General features: G+C 69.9%; 20 protein-coding genes. 9 read left to right on the forward strand and 11 right to left on the reverse strand.

Annotated elements, in window-relative coordinates; all coding sequences use genetic code 11:
- Positions 1-107: 107 nt before the first annotated feature.
- The gene (gene def, locus OG210_RS14515) at positions 108-785 is read right to left on the reverse strand and encodes a peptide deformylase (protein WP_328328903.1); all 678 of its coding nucleotides are present in this window, start codon (positions 783-785) and stop codon (positions 108-110) included.
- 146 nt (positions 786-931) lie between these two features.
- Between def and OG210_RS14520 the strand changes: the two genes are divergently transcribed.
- Both OG210_RS14520 and OG210_RS14525 read left to right on the forward strand, forming a co-directional pair.
- Positions 932-1,555 carry an ArsR/SmtB family transcription factor gene (locus OG210_RS14520; protein WP_371536866.1) on the forward strand — a complete coding sequence of 208 codons (624 nt, stop codon included), beginning with the start codon at positions 932-934 and terminating at the stop codon, positions 1,553-1,555.
- A gap of 226 nt (positions 1,556-1,781) precedes the next feature.
- Positions 1,782-2,204, forward strand: coding sequence for a hypothetical protein (locus OG210_RS14525; RefSeq protein WP_328328901.1), 423 nt, complete (start codon positions 1,782-1,784; stop codon positions 2,202-2,204).
- Between the two features lie 284 nt (positions 2,205-2,488).
- On the opposite strand, the gene OG210_RS14530 is transcribed toward OG210_RS14525, so the two are convergent.
- A complete protein-coding gene (locus tag OG210_RS14530; RefSeq protein ID WP_328328900.1) occupies positions 2,489-2,905 on the reverse strand; it encodes a hypothetical protein in 417 nt (138 codons plus the stop codon).
- 271 nt (positions 2,906-3,176) lie between these two features.
- Between OG210_RS14530 and OG210_RS14535 the strand changes: the two genes are divergently transcribed.
- The gene (locus OG210_RS14535) at positions 3,177-4,568 is read left to right on the forward strand and encodes a serine hydrolase domain-containing protein (RefSeq protein ID WP_328328899.1); all 1,392 of its coding nucleotides are present in this window, start codon (positions 3,177-3,179) and stop codon (positions 4,566-4,568) included.
- A gap of 160 nt (positions 4,569-4,728) precedes the next feature.
- Here the strand turns inward: OG210_RS14535 and OG210_RS14540 are convergent, their stop codons facing one another.
- From OG210_RS14540 to OG210_RS14550, 3 genes are all read right to left on the reverse strand, one after another.
- Positions 4,729-5,892 (reverse strand): winged helix DNA-binding domain-containing protein, encoded by a 1,164-nt coding sequence (locus OG210_RS14540; RefSeq protein ID WP_328328897.1) that lies wholly within the window; start codon positions 5,890-5,892, stop codon positions 4,729-4,731.
- Between the two features lie 147 nt (positions 5,893-6,039).
- Positions 6,040-6,492 (reverse strand): GNAT family N-acetyltransferase, encoded by a 453-nt coding sequence (locus tag OG210_RS14545; protein ID WP_328328895.1) that lies wholly within the window; start codon positions 6,490-6,492, stop codon positions 6,040-6,042.
- Positions 6,493-6,540: 48 nt separating this feature from the next.
- A complete protein-coding gene (locus tag OG210_RS14550; protein ID WP_328328893.1) occupies positions 6,541-6,999 on the reverse strand; it encodes a MarR family transcriptional regulator in 459 nt (152 codons plus the stop codon).
- Positions 7,000-7,251: 252 nt separating this feature from the next.
- On the opposite strand from OG210_RS14550, the gene OG210_RS14555 reads away from it, so the two are divergent.
- Positions 7,252-8,538 carry an MFS transporter gene (locus tag OG210_RS14555; protein ID WP_328328891.1) on the forward strand — a complete coding sequence of 429 codons (1,287 nt, stop codon included), beginning with the start codon at positions 7,252-7,254 and terminating at the stop codon, positions 8,536-8,538.
- A gap of 21 nt (positions 8,539-8,559) precedes the next feature.
- Here the strand turns inward: OG210_RS14555 and OG210_RS14560 are convergent, their stop codons facing one another.
- The gene (locus OG210_RS14560; protein WP_328328889.1) at positions 8,560-9,414 is read right to left on the reverse strand and encodes a GNAT family N-acetyltransferase; all 855 of its coding nucleotides are present in this window, start codon (positions 9,412-9,414) and stop codon (positions 8,560-8,562) included.
- Positions 9,415-9,419: 5 nt separating this feature from the next.
- The gene (locus OG210_RS14565) at positions 9,420-9,950 is read right to left on the reverse strand and encodes a DUF2269 domain-containing protein (RefSeq protein WP_328328887.1); all 531 of its coding nucleotides are present in this window, start codon (positions 9,948-9,950) and stop codon (positions 9,420-9,422) included.
- Positions 9,951-10,026: 76 nt separating this feature from the next.
- Here OG210_RS14565 and OG210_RS14570 point away from each other — a divergent pair, with 76 nt between their 5' ends.
- Positions 10,027-10,665, forward strand: coding sequence for an HAD-IB family phosphatase (locus OG210_RS14570; RefSeq protein WP_328328885.1), 639 nt, complete (start codon positions 10,027-10,029; stop codon positions 10,663-10,665).
- A 129-nt stretch (positions 10,666-10,794) separates the two neighbouring features.
- Here the strand turns inward: OG210_RS14570 and OG210_RS14575 are convergent, their stop codons facing one another.
- From OG210_RS14575 to OG210_RS14590, 4 genes are all read right to left on the reverse strand, one after another.
- Entirely contained in the window at positions 10,795-11,274 is a 480-nt protein-coding gene (locus tag OG210_RS14575; protein WP_328328883.1) for an NUDIX hydrolase, read from the reverse strand.
- A gap of 60 nt (positions 11,275-11,334) precedes the next feature.
- Positions 11,335-12,231 carry a LysR family transcriptional regulator gene (locus tag OG210_RS14580; protein WP_328328881.1) on the reverse strand — a complete coding sequence of 299 codons (897 nt, stop codon included), beginning with the start codon at positions 12,229-12,231 and terminating at the stop codon, positions 11,335-11,337.
- 249 nt (positions 12,232-12,480) lie between these two features.
- Positions 12,481-13,653 (reverse strand): cystathionine gamma-lyase, encoded by a 1,173-nt coding sequence (locus OG210_RS14585; protein ID WP_371536873.1) that lies wholly within the window; start codon positions 13,651-13,653, stop codon positions 12,481-12,483.
- 6 nt (positions 13,654-13,659) lie between these two features.
- Positions 13,660-14,037, reverse strand: coding sequence for a phage holin family protein (locus OG210_RS14590; protein WP_328328879.1), 378 nt, complete (start codon positions 14,035-14,037; stop codon positions 13,660-13,662).
- 51 nt (positions 14,038-14,088) lie between these two features.
- On the opposite strand from OG210_RS14590, the gene OG210_RS14595 reads away from it, so the two are divergent.
- From OG210_RS14595 to OG210_RS14610, 4 genes are all read left to right on the forward strand, one after another.
- Positions 14,089-14,406 (forward strand): cupin domain-containing protein, encoded by a 318-nt coding sequence (locus OG210_RS14595; RefSeq protein ID WP_266855268.1) that lies wholly within the window; start codon positions 14,089-14,091, stop codon positions 14,404-14,406.
- Positions 14,407-14,561: 155 nt separating this feature from the next.
- Positions 14,562-14,777: a DUF5326 family protein gene (locus OG210_RS14600; protein ID WP_328328877.1), complete on the forward strand. Its 216-nt coding sequence runs from the start codon at positions 14,562-14,564 to the stop codon at positions 14,775-14,777.
- Positions 14,778-15,055: 278 nt separating this feature from the next.
- The gene (locus OG210_RS14605) at positions 15,056-15,826 is read left to right on the forward strand and encodes an IclR family transcriptional regulator (protein WP_371536877.1); all 771 of its coding nucleotides are present in this window, start codon (positions 15,056-15,058) and stop codon (positions 15,824-15,826) included.
- 115 nt (positions 15,827-15,941) lie between these two features.
- Positions 15,942-16,376 (forward strand): SsgA family sporulation/cell division regulator, encoded by a 435-nt coding sequence (locus tag OG210_RS14610; protein WP_371536880.1) that lies wholly within the window; start codon positions 15,942-15,944, stop codon positions 16,374-16,376.
- Positions 16,377-16,539 lie beyond the last annotated feature (163 nt).

Raw genomic sequence — 16,539 nt, forward strand, 5'->3', positions numbered from 1 at the left:
GTCCTCCACCGCGGCCACCACGGTGGAGGACACCACGACGTACAAGAACCTCCTTGTGGTGCGGCTGCGACCCGAACCGGCACGACCCGCCTGAACTGACCCGAGGTTCAGGGGGTGTTGTCCGGCCGGTCCAGGCCGGCTGCCTTGAGCGCGCGCCGGGCGAAGACGTCTTCGCTTCCGTCCGCCATCTGCCGCAGGGCGTCCTTGCGGTCCCGGCTGGAGAGCCGGTCGAGATACGTGTGGCCGAAGAGGTGGTCGGTCTCGTGCTGCAGACACCGTGCGAAGTACCCCGTCCCCTCGATGACGAGGGGGTTGCCGTCCTTGTCGAGCCCGCGAGCGACGGCGCGATCGGTCCGGGGTACGGCCATGGTGGCGCCGGGCACGGACAGACAGCCCTCGGAGTCGTCGACGAGCCGACGACTGCCCGGACTGGGCACGTCCAGAACCGGGTTGACGATGTGGCCGACATGCCGGACTCCGTGGTCGTCCGGGCAGTCGTACACGAACAACCGCAGATCGACACCCACCTGGTTCGCGGCAAGACCGGCGCCGTCGGCCGCGTACATCGTCAGGAACATGTCGTCGATCAGACTCGACAGCCCGGGGGAGCCGAACTGGGTCACGTCGCGGCACGGGCGGCTCAGGATCTCTTCGCCCACCACCGTGATCCGGCGCACCGCACCCCGTTCCGCCTCGCTCGGCAGCGCCGGATACGAGTCGACCGGGCGGCCTTGCACACGGACCCGCCGGTCGACGGGGCGGGAATCCTCGTGACGAACGGACATCGCTGTCCCCCCTTTCTGCGTCAGCGACTTGTGCCTCTACCTCTTCTGCGTACGTCACAGAGGCCACGGACGGAACTACGGACGGAAGTACGGGCCGAAGCACAGGCCGCTTGCCAAGTTCTTTGCAAACTAGCAGACTTTGCAAAGTGACCGAAGATGACCTCCACTCTCCGCAGGGCCGGCTCGACAGGCGCGAGCCGCAGCATCGGCTCGACGGCCACGACCGGTCGCGCGGTACCGGCGCGGGGCTGCGCCCGCACGAGGTCCGTACAGCCCTGCTGGCCCTGCTCGCCGAGGTCGGTGCCGTCACGGCCACCGAAGCGGCCACCCGGCTCGGGTACAGCTCCGGCCTCTGCTCGTTCCACCTGCGGCAGCTCGCGCGCCACGGATACATCGAGGAGGCCCCTCACAGCGGGGGCCGGGTGCGTCCCTGGCGTCTGAGGCGGCCCGCTTCCGATACCGGCGGGCCCGCGGACGAGCAGTTCGCCGACCTGGCAAGGGGGTTGGAGGACGAGAGCTGGCAGCGATGGCTGACCCAGCGGAACGTGGCGCCCCCCGCATGGCGCCACGACGATGCCTTCAGCGCCGTGGCCTACCTGACGCCCGAGGAGATGAACCGGGTGGCGGACGCGATCCGGCAGGCGCTCGCGCCCTACCAGGACCGTGAACAGCGGCCGCTGGCACGGCCCGACGGTGCTCTGCCGGTGGCCCTCGTCGCCCGGTTGTTCCCCCTGCTCCCCCACCCGCGGGGCGACGGGGACCAGGGCTGACGGGGAACTGATGGGGCGGGCGGCCACGACGGTGCCCCGGAGCGAGCTCGCCGGATCTGATCTGGAATCAGCGTGGTTGGCGGGTTGTGTCGTGGTTTCGTAACGGAGTCGGGCGGGTGCAACGGGCGGGGCGGACGGTCCATCTGGGTAGTCAGCAAGGCGCATTGGGCGTCTTCGCGCAGGGGTTGGGTCTCGCCATGAGGGGAGATCCACGGGAGGGAAGTCCATGACCAGGACGGAGAAGACCGGGATGAGGGTTCGGGGCGGCCGGGTGGCTGTGCTCGGTGCGCTGGGTCTGGCCTCGGTGGCGCTGGCCGCGGCGCCGGCGTTCGCCAAGGGCAGTGTGGAGATCACGGCGCCGCACACGGCCCATGTCGGCAAGACCATCACCGTCAAGGCGCACGGTGACGACGACAGCGCCGGCTTCCTGCATCAGCTGTGCCTGGAGGAGAACGGCTTCGGTGAGGGGTGGCACCAGGAGAACTGCAGCGCTGCGGTCAAGGGCGACGTGGCGGTCACCGCACACGGCACGTCCGCGCGCCGCGGCAACCTGGAGTTCCGTGCGGTGCTGTACGGCCTGACCAGCAAGCACGACCACCACCCCGTGCGGCTGCACGGCTCCAGCGTGGTGACCGTGCACGTTCGCTGATCCCAGCAACGCGGCCACGGCCGCACGTGTGTTCCTGACCTCACGTGCTGCCGTCGGCAGCGATTCGCCCCGCCGGGATGGTGTCCGGCGGGGCGAATCGCTGTCAGGTGGGGGTGCGGGTGTGAGCCCGCGACATCGACACGCTCGCCGTACGGCAACCCCCGTACGACAACGTCGGCCTTCAAGACCACGATCTGGTCCTGAAGGCCGACGTCACGCCAGGCCCCGCATCAGCCAACGGCAGCGCCCAGGGGCGCCGGGGCGCTGCCGGAGGGGCTCGCTGATCAGCGCACGGTCACGGTGAAGACGGGGGAGACCGTGTTCCCGCTGACGATGCGCAGCTGGTTCTTGCCCTTGATGCCGAGCTTGACGCCCAGCGAGTAGGAGCCGTTGTGGTTGACGGGCGCGGAGGCGGGCAGCGAGACCCACTTGCTGCCCTGCTTCTGCTGGAGGGTCACCTTGGCACCCGCCTTGAGGCCGGTCGTGGTGCCGGTGACCCGGAAGAGCTGCCAGGCCTTCACCGAGCTCACCGACGGCTTCGCCGTGATGGAGGCCTTGGCGGCGACGACCGTCTGCGCGACGGGGGTGCTGGGTGCGGTCGGGGCATCGGCCATCGCAGCGGTGCCTGCCAGCGCGACGGTCGCGGCGGCGAGCGTGCTGACGGCGGCAAGGCGCAGGGAGTGGCGCTTGGTGACGATCATGAGTGTCCCTTTCGGTGAGGATCTCTGATTTCACACAAAGGTGAGACAAATACTGTTGGTGTGGGTCTCACATGAAAAGACGATGGGTTGCCCGGATGCGTTGTTGGCTCTGTGTAACCGTCCTGTAACAGGCTCGCCGCCCTCGTCCTCCCCGCTCTCAGCCTCCCCCTCCTCACTCTGCTCCCTGTTCTTCCCGCTCGCCTCCTCGGAGCAGTGGCCCACCCCCGGAATGCCGTCGACGGGCTGGGGCCCATCTGGTAGGTCTCGGGCCATGACTTCTTCAGAATCCGTACCGGACTCCTTCGCGGAACTCCTCCCCGCCACCAGGCGGGCGCTGCTGCACCGCATCGCCGTCGCGCAGTCCGAGGGGCGAGTGCCGTCACTGGTCGCGGCGGTGACGCGGGACGGGCGGATGGTGTGGTCCGGGGCGCGCAGTTGCGTGGACGGCCATGCGCCGGACGCGAACACGCAGTACCGGATCGGCTCGATCACCAAGCCCTTCACCGCGGTCGCGGTGATGCGCCTGCGGGACGAGGGGCTGCTCGATCTGGCGGACCCGCTGGAGAAGTACGTTCCGGGCACCGGGGCCGGCGAGGTGACGATCGCTCAACTGCTCAGCCACACCGCGGGTCTGGCGGCGGAGACCCCAGGCGAATGGTGGGAGCGGTCGTCGGCCGCGCTGCGTCCCGGTCTTCCGGATCTGCTCGGTGAGCGGCCGCAACTGCATCCGGCCGGGCGGCGCCACCACTACTCCAACCCCGGATACGCCCTGCTCGGAGCGGTGGTGGAGGCGCTGCGCGGTGCGGCGTGGGCGGACGTGGTGCGGCGCGAGATCTGCGTACCGCTGGGAATGGACCGTACGAGCGCCCAGCCGGAGGCGCCCCATGCCGGCGCGTGGGCGGTTCATCCGTGGGCGGACGCGCTGCTGCCGGAGCCGGCCGAGGACCTGGGGCTGATGGCGCCTGCGGGACAACTGTGGTCGACGGCCGCCGACTTGTGCCGCTTCGCCGCCTTCCTGGCGGAGGGCGACGACCGGGTGCTCAGCGCGGAGACCGTACGGGAGATGCGCGCGCCGGCGGCCGCGCCGGAAGCGGGCGCGTGGGACGGCGGGTACGGGCTCGGCATCCAGCTCGCACAGCGCGACGGCCGGACGCTGGCCGGGCACACCGGATCGCTGCCGGGATTCGTGGCCGGACTGTGGGTCAGCGTGGCGGACGGGGTGGCTGCGGTGGCGCTCTCGAACAGCACATCGGGGGTCGGGCCACAGGTGGCCGCCGAGCTGATCCGGATCGTGGCGGACGCGGAACCCGCCATTCCGAAGCCCTGGCGTCCGCTGCCGGAGGTCGATCCCGGTCTGCTCGAACTGGCGGGCCCCTGGTACTGGGGCACATCGGTGAGCGGTCTGCGTCTTACGGCGGACGGCGGGATGGAGTTCGGGCCGCTGTCCGGCGGCGGGCGGAGTTCCCGGTTCCGCGCGGAGCGGGCCGGCAGCTGGACCGGGCTCGACGGCTACTTCGCCGGGGAGACGCTGCGGGTCGTACGGCGGGACGGCGAGGTGAGCCATCTGGATCTGGGCTCGTTCGTCTTCACGCGGCAGCCGTACGACCCGGGGGCGCCGGTGCCGGGCGGCGTGGACGAGGGGGGCTGGCGCGGGCTGCCGTAACGGACGGGGGCCACCGGACTCACTCACCGCCGTACGAACCGCCGTACGAACCGCCGTACGAACCGCCGTACGAACCGCCGTACGAACCGCCGTACGAACCGCCGGCCTTCCGCTGTGTCCGCTTCGCCGGTCCGTCCGCTTCGCCGGTCCGTCGGCTTCGTCAGCCCGACAGTTCCCGCTCCAGCGGAGTCCGGAACCGTGGGGTGATCCGTGCGTCCCCCACCCACTCGGTGAGCCGTGCGGCCTCCGCCCCGACCGCCTCGGTGGCCGCCTGCCCCGGATCGGTCAGCAGGCGCCACACCACTTCGCCGTTCGCGCGCTGCGCCCAGCCGCCGACGATCCGTCCGTTCCACCACACAGTCGGGCCGATGTTGCCCGAGCGGTCGAAGAGCGCCGGGCGGTGGCCGGCGTCGAGGTGGAAGGTGCGGTCGGCCCAGCCCATGGCGCTGGGGTCGAGGCCGGGGAGCAGGGCCGCCCACGGTTCCGTGGCCGGTTCGGGAGCGGTGTCGCCCGGGGCGACGAATCCGCGTGCCCCGTCGTCCAGTTGGACCTCCTCCGCGCCGATCGCCGCGAGTGCCCTGCGGGCGTCCGTCAGAGTCCACCCCGTCCACCACTTGAGGTCCGCATCGGTCGCGGGACCGTAGGAGAGCAGCCAGCGGCGGGCCAGCTCGGCCTTGGCCTCGGGGACCGGGAGGACGGGCCAGGGCGTTTCGGCCGTCCAGCGGAACTGGCTCGATGTCCAGGAGCCGCGTGGCCGGTCGCGGCGGATGCGGCCGTCGGCGGCCATCAGCCGGATGACCCGGGTGGCGACGCCCTGGATGGCCTCCCACTTCTTGCCCGGAAAGACCGTGATCTTCGTACGGAGAGCGGGAACCGCGGCGGAGAGTTCGCTGCCGGTGCAGGGGCCGCGTTCGGCGAGCGTGGCCAGCGTCGCCGCCTCGGCTTCGGCCAGCCAGCGTTCGTCCAGGCCGCCGCCGTCATCCACGAGGTGTTTGAGGAACGTCCTGCGCTCCTTGGCCGCGATGGCGCGGGCCGTGGACGCGTCGACGCAGGGGGCCACGTCCCGCGACATCGCGAAGAGCGTGTTGCGCAGGGAGAGCAGCCGGACCAGGGAGACGTCGTCGTACAGGGCGTGTTCGAGGGCGGCCGGACTTGCCTCGGCCAGTCGTGCGCAGACGGAGAGACAGAGCGTGGCCGCGTCGGTGGCATGGAGTGCGACGACGGCGTCGGACACCTCGACGGGGGTGGCGGCCCGCACGGAGGGTGCGAGGCGGTGGCGCCGGACCAGGCGGACGCGGCGCTGCTCGTTGCTGATCCGGTGCATGGCCGGCGTGCCTTCCCGTTCCGTGGGGCTCTCGCTGGTTCTGGCTTCGGCTTCTCTCGCGGTGCCGTTCTTCGCTCGCGCTGTTCTCCGTCCGGCGCTGCTGGGTCGGAGCTGGAGCGTGAAACGTCGGAGCTGGAGCTCGAAACGTCAGAGCTGGAGCTTGAAGCCGAGGTGGCTCGCGGTGAAGCCGAGCCTCTCGTAGAAGCGGTGGGCGTCGGTCCGGGTGGCGTCCGATGTCAGCTGGACCAACTGGCAGCCCTGGCTGCGGGATGTGTCGACGGCCCACTCGATGAGCCGGGTGCCGAGACCGCTGCCGCGCTCGTCGCCGTGGATGCGTACGCCTTCGATGATGGAGCGGGTGGCGCCCCGCCGGGAGAGTCCGGGGATGACGGTGAGCTGCAGGGTGCCGACGACCCGGTCCTCGCGCACCGCGACGACCAGGTGCTGTTGCGGGTCGGCGGCGATCCGCCGGTGCGCCGTGATGTACGGGGCGAGGTCGTCCGGGGACTCACGCCGGGCGCCGAGGGGGTCGTCGGCCAGCATCGCCACGATCGCGGGGATGTCGTTCTCGTGCGCGGGGCGGATCTCCAGGTCGCTCATGGTGCGCAGAGTACGCGGGCACGGGTGGCGGCAGGGCCCCCGGCCGGATCAGGCCGACTGGTTGAGCTCCTCGACCGCGCGTACGAGAGGTCCCAGTTCCGGGTCGGCCGCGGCTTCGTCGAGCGCCTCGCGCAGCGCGCGGGTGTTGGTGGGGCGGGCCTCCTCCAGGAGCGCGAGGCCGGCTTCGGTGACATCGGTGTAGATGCCGCGGCGGTCGGTGTCGCAGAGGTAGCGCGTGAGCAGTCCGCGGTTCTCCTGGCGGGTGACGAGGCGGGTGGTGGCGCTCTGGCTGAGGACCACGGCGTCGGCGACCTGCTTCATCTGGAGATGGCCGCCGGGGCCGTCGTGCTGACGGCTGAGGGTGTCGAGGAGCGAGTACTCGCGCACGCTGAGCCCGTGGCCCCGCTGGAGGGCCTTTTCGATATGCGCCTCGATGCGGCCGTGCAGCAGGGAGAGAGCGCACCAGCCCTGGGCGAGAGCGGTGAGCGCGGGGTCGGTCGCTGCCATGAGTGGTCTCCTCCGTCGTCCTGCACCGCCGCCTGCTGCTGAACCGGCCCGCCGCTGACCTGCCCCGTGCAGTGCTGCGGGGCGGTGCCCCGTGGCGGTGCCGCGGGGGTGCTCCGGGGTGGGTGGGCACCAGGATAGGCCACGGTCCGAGATAGTCCGCGCTTGCAAGTAATGCGCGCATGCAAGTATTGTCTCTGCGTGTAAGGCGCTCGTGCAAGCAAATCTCTTGCTTCGTCCCGGAAGGTGAACCCCATGCCACTCGCGCTCCTCGCCCTAGCCATTGGGGCGTTCGGGATCGGAACCACCGAGTTCGTGATCATGGGGCTGTTGCCGCAGGTCGCGGATTCCTTCCAGGTCTCGATCCCCACGGCCGGGTTCCTGGTCACCGGTTACGCGCTGGGGGTGGTCGCCGGAGCTCCGCTCATGACCGTCCTCGGCACCCGCGTGCCCCGCAAGAAGATGCTGATGCTGCTGATGGGGCTGTTCATCATCGGCAACGTGGTCTCCGCGACCGCCCCGGTGTTCGGCGTGATGCTCGCCGGGCGGATCGTCGCCTCGTTCGCCCACGGCGCGTTCTTCGGTATCGGTTCGGTCGTGGCCGCAGGTCTGGTGGCACCGCAGAAGAAGGCGGGTGCCATCGCGATGATGTTCACCGGGCTGACTCTGGCCAATGTCGTCGGTGTGCCGCTGGGCACCCTCATCGGCCAGGACATCGGCTGGCGGCTGACGTTCCTGCTCGTCGCCGGGCTCGGCGTCGTGGGACTGCTGGGTGTCGCCAGGCTCGTACCGGAGCAGCCCCGACCGGAGGGTGTCAGGCTGCGGCATGAGGTCGCCGCCTTCCGCAATGTGCAGGTGCTGCTCGCGATGGCGATGACGGTTCTCGGCTTCGGTGGGGTTTTCGCCGCGATCACCTACATCTCGCCGATGATGACCTCCGTCGCCGGATTCTCCGAGGGCGGTGTCACCTGGCTGCTGGTGCTCTTCGGCCTCGGCATGGTCAGCGGCAACCTGATCGGTGGCCGCTTCGCCGACCGCGCGCTGATGCCGATGCTGTACGTGTCGCTGGGCGGGCTGGCCCTGGTCCTGGCGCTGTTCACACTCACCGCGCACGACCGGATCGCTTCGGCGGTCACGATCTTCCTGATCGGCGGGCTCGGGTTCGCGACCGTTCCGCCGCTGCAGAAGAGGGTGCTCGACCAGGCGTCGGGGGCGCCGACGCTGGCCTCCGCCGTCAACATCGGAGCCTTCAACCTCGGTAACGCGCTCTCCGCGTGGCTCGGCGGGATCGTCATCGCCGCGGGTCTCGGCTACACCGCCCCCAACTGGGTGGGGGCTGTCCTCGCCGCGTCCGCGCTGGTCCTCGCGCTGGTCTCCAGCACGCTGGAGCGGCGGAGCGGGCCTGCGGTCCCGGCCGGGTCCGTGGGCCGGGTCGTGGCCGGCAGCGCGCCGGCCGAGCCGTCGCCTCAGACCGAACCGGCACCTCAGGCCGAGCCGTCGCCGCAGACCGGGCGGGTCCCGGAAGTGTCTGCGGACCGCTGAACGGCGCCCGGCTGCCGGCTGTCAGCCCGCCGCGACCGACAGGGGCGTGAAGCGGCGGGTCCAGTCGCCCGGCAGATCCGGGATCTCCCGCGTCATCACGGTGTTGAAGCTCACCGGCTCCATCCCGCAGGACTTGACCCAGCCGAGGAGTTCCGCATGGCGTACGTCGATGTCGGCGCGCAGCGGACGGTCGGTGCCCGCCGCGAGCGAGGCGATCAGGGCCTGTGCGGTCGCAGTGTCACGGGCGATCAGCGGTCCGACCACATGGCTGTCCGTGCTGGGCCAGGCTGCCGCGTAACCGGTGATGCCGTCGGCGTCCTCCACGACGCGCAGCTGGTCGGCGAAGGCGGGCAGTCGCGTGATCATGTGGGTGCGGTCCTCGCCGAAGACCTCGTGGTCGAGGCGCAGCATCGCGGGCAGATCGCCGGCCGTGGCCGGGCGGGTGGCCACGGCGGGTGCCGGGCCCCGGGGGTGGAAGCGGCCGCGGACCATCTCGGCCCGGCCCACGGCCCGGAAGCCGAGCTTCTCGTAGAGCGGCCGGCCGAGTTCGGTGGCGTGCAGAGTGAGCGGAATGCCGTCGAACTCTGCGATGGCATGGCGCATCATCCGCTGCCCGGCGCCCTGTCGTGCGTACTCATCGGCGACCAGGAGCATGCCGATGGCAGCCAGCCCTGGGCCGTACGAGGTGACGACACACGCGGTCGCCAGCCCCTTGCCCACGGGGTCGTCGATTCCGTAACCCGTCCCGGCTGCGAGCAGCAGCCCCCATTTGTGATCGTCGCGCGGCCAGCCGCGGTTCTCCGAGAGATCGGCGCAGGAGGTGAGATCGGCGATGGTCAGGCGGCGGATGGGCAGCTCGTTGAGGGATGAGGGCATGGTGGTCAGGCTCGCTGATGGGTGCGTACGCCGTCCACTGCTTTCCGGGATGTTTGCCGCTTGTTCCGGTACGCCCGTCCGCGTGCGGTCAGGCCCCACGGTTTCAGCACAGAGATAGCTGTCATGAAGAAGTACGCGGTGGAGGCGACAGTGGGAGCGGCGATCAGGCTCAGGTCGGGATGCCCGGCTGCGGCAGCCCCGTTGATCTGCGGGCGGAGCGCCAGGGCGGAGGCGGTGAGGGTGACGAGGGTCAGCCAGAACTTGATCCACACCCAGCGGTAGCGGGCCAGACCCCAGTGCGTACCGAGGGAGAGCACCACGCCGCTGATCAGCGTGAGCAGCCCGATCGGGATGACCAGCCAGTCGCCGAAGACCTTCATGGACCGGTATGCGGTCTCCGTCATGGATGCGTCGGCGCAGGTGTACGCGGTGACCCCGAGCGCGAGCAGCCCGACGGTCAGGCCCAGCCAGCCCACCGATACGGCGACATGGACCACGAGGACACCCCGGCGTACGGAGCGGGTCAGAGGTTTCACGTGAAACACGGTGCCGTGTATCCAGGTCCAGGGCGTCCGGCAGGGGGAGTAAGCGGCTGTACTAGCCTCGGCGTACATGGCGCGCTTGCATCTCTTCGACCTTGACGGAACCCTCATCCGTGGCTCGGCCGCGCCGGTGGAGATATCCCGCCAGTTGGGGCTGCTGGAGGAGATCGGCGTGCTGGAGCGGGATCTGGTCTCGGGGCGGATCGGCCCACCGGAGTACGCGGTGGAGGTGCATGCGCTCTGGTCCGGGCTCACCGCGGACCATGTGGCGGCCGCTTTCGACGCCGCGCCGTGGCTCGCCGGGATCAAGGAGGTCTGGCGGGACATCAGGGAGCGCGGCGACTACTGCGCGGTCATCTCGCTCTCGCCATCGTTCTTCGTGGAGCGGCTGCTCGGCTGGGGTGCCCATGCGGCGTACGGCTCACGCTTCCCGGAGGTGCCGTTCAGCCGGCCGGTGGACCCCTCGGGCATTCTCAGCGCGGCCGCGAAGGTCCGGATCGCGGACCGGCTCTGCACGGAGTTCGGCGTCGGACGGGCGGACTGCATCGCCTACGGGGACTCGATGTCGGACGTGGAACTCTTCGGAGCGGTATCCCGGTCGGTCGCGGTGAACGCGGACGGCCATCTGGCGGGACTGGCCACGCACAGCTACGCGGGCGGCGATCTGCGCGAGGCCTATGGGCTCGTTGCCGGGACCGACGGGAACTGACGCGGTACTGACGCTGTAGTGACCCGGAACTGACCGGTGCTGCCAGCACTGACCGGCACTCACCGAGACCGATGTGCAGGCCCGCCGATCGCTGCCTGCTCTGCCCTGCCCCGGCCCAGCAGCCAGGACTCATCCCAGGTCTGCGGCCTGGAGCGCCCGGACCCCTTCGATGTTCCCGTCGAGATAGTGCCGCAGTGAGAGCGGTACCAGATGGACGGCCGCGATCCCGACCCGGCTGAACGGGACCCGGACGATTTCGTACTCGCCGCAGGGCTCTTCCATCTCGGGCCCGTGCCGCAGGGCGGGATCCATCGACGCCAGCCGGCAGACGAAGAAGTGCTGCACCTTCACGCCCGCCACCCCGCCTTCGGGGATGTGCTCGACGGTGTCGACGAAGCAGGGCACCACATCGGTGATCTTGGCACCGAGTTCCTCGTCGACCTCACGGTGCAGGGCTTCGACCACGGTGGAGTCCTCGGCCTCCACCCCGCCCCCGGGTGTCACCCAGTACGGTTCCACGCCGGGCTTGGTCCGCTTGATGAGGATCAGGTGGTCGCCGTCGAGGAGCACGGCGCGGGCGGTGCGCTTGACCACTGGACGTTCGGTCATGGAAGGAGATTGGCCCGTGAAACCGGTTCCGAAACGCATCACCTGCCCCGGAACCCTCCCTCAGGACCAGTCGGAGGCCGCCCGCAGTAGCCACTCCTGGGCCCGTGCGATATGCGGAAGCGCCAGCGTGCCGGTGCGTACGGCGAGGAAGTAGGTGCGCAGCGGCGGCACCGGCGGATCCAGCAGCGCCACCACCTCGCCCCGCTCCAGGGCGTCCTGGCAGAGATAGCGCGGCAGTACGGCGAGCCCGGCGCCTGCCACCACCGCCTGCTGGACGGCCCGCAGATCGGGTGCGACGACCGCGCCCGTCTCGACGGGGCGTGCGTCGAAGACGGTGCTCCAGTAGCGGGAGACGAACGGCAGCGACTCATGGACCTCCACCACGGGCAGGTCCTTCAGTACGGATGGCCCCCGGTGCCGCAGTGTGCCCGGGCCGATCCGGGCGGCCCAGCGGGGAGAGGCGACCAGGACGTGTTCCTCGTCGCAGAGCGCGGTCGCGGTCAGGAGCTCACCGCGCGGCCGTGCCGTGGTGATGGCGAGGTCGTGGTGTCCGGCGCCGAGCCCGTCCAGGGCCTCCTCGGTGTTGCCGAACGAGGCTCGCAGCGCGATGCCCTGCGGAATCAGCGAGGTGAGCGCGGGCAGGGCGCGCACCGCGGTGAACTCCGGCGGCCCCGCCAGGTGCAGGGTGCGGCTGCCGGCCTCCTCGTCGATGCCCGTCTCGGCGATCTCCGCGAGCGCGTCCAGATGCGGTGCCGCACGGTGGGCGAGTTCGTCCCCGATGGAGGTGGGGGTGACGCCACGGGCCCTGCGCAGGAACAGCGGCCGCCCCAACTGCCGTTCCAGCGTGCGTATCTGGCTGGTCACCGCGGGCTGGGAGAGCCCGAGCAGTGCGGCGGCGCGGGTGAAGGACCCGGCCCGGTGCACGGCGACGAAAGTGCGGAGCAGGGCCAGATCCATGTCCGTACCGTCCCGTTCTGGCTGTGGTGAAGTGTCCCGGCCCCCGGCAAAAGTATAAATAAGTCGATAGGTCGCTGCCGCTACTGTGATTGGACACTGACGCAGAGTCAACTAGCCTTGTACAGGCGGTTCTTCGCGCGTCGACCGGGGAACCGGGACGGTCCGAGCCATGAGGGGGGAGGCTCGGACCGTCCGCAAGCACCGTCGCGGAGGCGCCCGCGCGGCCCGGGTGCCGCCAGGTGTCGCCCGCTACTGCTGCCGCGCCGCCTGGTCCAGGGCCCTCAGGACGTCCGCCACCAGATCGTGGGTGTCCTCGACGCCTGCGGAGAAGCGGATGAACCCCTCCGGTACGGCGTCGCCACCCCAGCGTCCGCGCCGCTCGGCGGTGGAGCGGACGCTGCCGAAACTGGTCGCGTCGTCGGCCAGCTCCAGTGCGTCGAGAAAGCGTTCCGCATGGTCGCGGTCCGGCAGTACGAACGAGACCACGCAGCCGAAGCGGCGCATCTGGCCGGCCGCCGTGGTGTGCGAGGGGTCCGAAGCCAGCCCGGGATGGCGCAGGCCCTCGATCTCCGCGCGTCCGGACAATGCCTCGGCGAGCGCCAGGGCGTTCGCGGACTGCCGGTCGGCGCGCAGCTGGATCGTGGCGAGCGAGCGGTGCGCGAGCCAGGCCTCCATCGGCCCGGGGATGGCTCCGACCACCTTGCGCCACTTCCGTACCCGCGCTGCGAGCTCCGCGTCACGGCAGGTGACATAGCCGAGCAGGATGTCGCCGTGCCCGGTGAGGCCCTTGGTGCCGCTGGCCACGGAGAAGTCCGCGCCGAGGTCGAGGGGCCGCTGTCCGAGCGGGGTCGCGAGAGTGTTGTCCACCGCGACCAGCGTCCCGCCGGCGTGCGCGGCCGCCGCGAGCCGCCGTACGTCGCAGACGTCCAGACCGGGATTGGACGGGGTCTCGATCCACAGCAGCCGGGCCCCGGCCAGGGCGCCCAGCTGTGCGTCACCACCGGTCGGCGCGGTCCGTACCTCGACGCCGTACGCATCGAGCTGCTCCCGTACGAGTGGCAGCGCCTGGTATCCGTCGTCGGGCAGCACCACCGTGTCGCCCGCGCGGGCCTGGGAGAGCAGGACGGCCGACACGGCCGCCATACCGGAGGCGAAGGTGACCGTCTCGGCCGGCTCGTCCGGTGACTCCAGCTCGCTGATGGCCGCTTCGAGGTGTGTCCAGGTCGGGTTGGTGTCGCGACCGTAGGTGTAAGGCCCGGTGGGCTCGCCCGGCAGGTGGTAGTGGGCGGCGAACACCGGCCCCGGCAGGGTCGGTTCGTACTTCACCGGCGCGGGCAGCCCGGCCCGTACCGCTCGTGTTCCGTCTCCGGGGCCCGTGGCGGGTGCGTTCATGGCGGATGCGTTCATGTCGGGGGTGCTCATACGGACTCAGTCCTCGTCGGGCAGGACGACGTTCATGGCCCACGAGACGACCGAGATGATCAGGCCGCCGAGTACAGCGGTCCAGAAGCCGTGCACATGGAAGGAGAGGTCGAGCTTCCCGGACAGCCAGGAAGTGAGCAGCAGCATCAGGGCGTTGATCACCAGAGTGATCAGCCCCAGTGTGAGGATGAACAGGGGGAAGGCGATCAGCTTCACGATCGGCTTGACGACGAAGTTCACCAGGCCGAAGACCACCGCGACGATGACCAGGGTGAGTGCCTTGCGTCCGGTGGAGTCGCCGCTGAGCGTGATGTCCTGAAGGAGCCAGATGGCTACGAAGAGTGCTGCGGCGTTGGCAATCGTCTTGACTACGAAATTCTTCATGTGTCTGATCGTGGCAGACACGATCGGTACGAGTGCAGGGGCTGACAAGCGATGAAAGCATTCCGGCTGGATGAACTGGAGGCGGAGCGTGCTGCCAACGACGGCGCGTATCTGCAGTTCCTGCGCGAACGGAACATGTCGGTAGGGCTCTACGCGCTGGACGCGGGAGCGACCGACCGCCAGCAGCCGCACGGCCAGGACGAGGTGTACTTCGTGGTGAGCGGCCGGGCTTCGATCACGGTCGGTACGGAGACGACCGAGGTGGCGCGGGGCGGGGTGGTGTACGTACCGGCCGGGGTGACGCACAAGTTCCACCACATCTCCGAGGACCTGCGGGTTCTTGTGGTCTTCTCGCCGCCCGAGAGCTGACCCCGGGGCCTGGACGCTGCCGTCCCGTAGGGGGCGCATCAGGGGATTCCAAGGGCTGCGTGGCCGCCGCCGAGCCCTCCGGCGCCTTTAGCATCGAAAGCAGAGCACCCGGAGTGGCCGGTGTGGTCCAGGAAGATCCAGGAAGAGGTAGGACGATGGCGGTCCGAGAGATTTTCGCGGGAATGCCGTGGTGGGTGAAGTGGGTAGCGGTGCCCGTTCTCGTGCTGATCGTGTTCGGCGGTCTCATCGCGACCGTGATCGGCTTTGTGATCGGGCTGCTCTTCAAGGCCCTGCTCCTGGTGGCGCTCGTCGCCGGACTGATCTACGTCGTAAGGAAGTTCACCTCGTCGTCCTCGCGGAACGACTGGTAGACCGGCGCGACCGGCCGGCGCGACCCGTAGTACGGCGCGACTGGCAGAAGGATGGGGGACCCGGGCTGGTGTACCCGTGCGGTCGTTAGCCCGGCTGAGGGACGGGGGCAGCGAATCCCCACGCCCGGACGGAGGCTGTGGCTACAGTGAGAAATCCCTGCCGCCTCCTCGGGAAACCGGCCTGAAGAAGGCGCTGACCAGCGGATTGTGCGCGGCGGGACCCACGGGGGAAGCCCTCGCGGGCAGTGATCCGCCGTCGGCATGCTGGGGGTGACCCTTTGGCCACAGCACCTCACACCGCTGCGCCGACACTGATCGGCTCGGTGCAGCGCGCGCTCAGACTGCTGGAGGCCGTCAGCTCCCACAGCGGCGGAGCCCCCGCGAAACAGCTCGCCAGGGAGGCAGGACTCCCCCTCCCGACCGCCTACCACCTGCTGCGCACCCTGGCCCACGAGGGCTATGTGCGGCGGGAGAACGGCGTGTTCATCCCCGGAGCCGCCGCCGAGCGGCTGGCCGGCCGCTGCGCCGCGCGGAACCGGCGCGCCGCGCTGGTCGAATCGCTCAACTCCTGGCGGGACGCGCTCGGGGTGCCGATCTATTTTGCGGCGTACCGCGAGGGTGAGATCGACCTCGTCGCGGTCGCCGACACACCCGCCGCGCCCGCCGTCGAGGAGTGGGCGGACTTCCGGGAAACCGGTCATGCACACGCCCTCGGCCAGTGCCTGCTGAGCCAGCTCGACGCAACCTCCCGCAGAGATCATCTGGACCGCCATCCGGTGCGTCCGCTGACCCGCTATTCGGTACGTGACCGGTGCGTCCTGCTGCGAAGACTGGCTGCGACGGAACGGATACAGCCGGTGGTCGAGCAGCAGGAGTACGCCCTCGGAACCGTCTGTGCGGCCACCCCGATCACGGTCGGTTCAGGCGCTGCGGCGATAGCTGTTTCAGGCCCGGTGCACCAGCAAGTGCGGTTGCTCTCCGCTGCTAAAACGTTACGTTCCGAGGCCGGAGCTTTGCTCGATTCGCTTGCGTTCTCTATCAGTATCTGAAATATCACTCCTTGTGATCTGTTTGCGCTTACAGCACGATTACGTCAAGAGGGTCCGGCGGTACATTTCCCGGCCATCTTGTGAACCAACACAGCGTCTACTGCGGGGTAGGGACATGAGCGAATCGGTCCAGGCAGAGGTCATGATGAGCTTCCTCGTCTCCGAGGAGCTCTCCTTCCGTATCCCGGTGGAGCTGTGCTACGAGGTGAGCGATCCGTACGCGGTCCGGATGACCTTCCACCTTCCCGGAGATGCCCCGGTGACCTGGACGTTCGGTCGTGAGCTGCTTCTCGACGGGATCAACGCCCCCACGGGGGACGGCGATGTGCACATCGCGCCCAGTGATCCGGCAGGGCTGTCCGCCGTCCATCTGCGCCTCCAGGTCGGGGCGGACCGCGCGCTGTTCCGGGCGGGCAGCGCCCCGTTGGTCGCCTTCCTGGACCGCACCGACAAGATCGTCCCGCTCGGCGAGGAGCGCAGTCTGGGCGACTTCGACGGGCATCTGGAGGCAGCTCTCGGCCGGATCCTCGCGGAGGAGAACGCGGGCTGAGGGGCGAGACCTGAGGCCCGGGAACTGAGGCCCGAGGCTGGGTCTGCGAACTGGGTCTGCGAACTGGGTCTGCGAACTGGGCCTGCGAACTGGGCCTGCGAACTGGGCCTGCGAACTGAAACCTGAGCGCTGAGGCCTGAGCGCTGAGGCCTGACCGAGCGCG

Source organism: Streptomyces sp. NBC_00466, from assembly GCF_041433995.1.
In the GTDB taxonomy this organism is placed as follows: Bacteria; Actinomycetota; Actinomycetes; order Streptomycetales; family Streptomycetaceae; genus Streptomyces.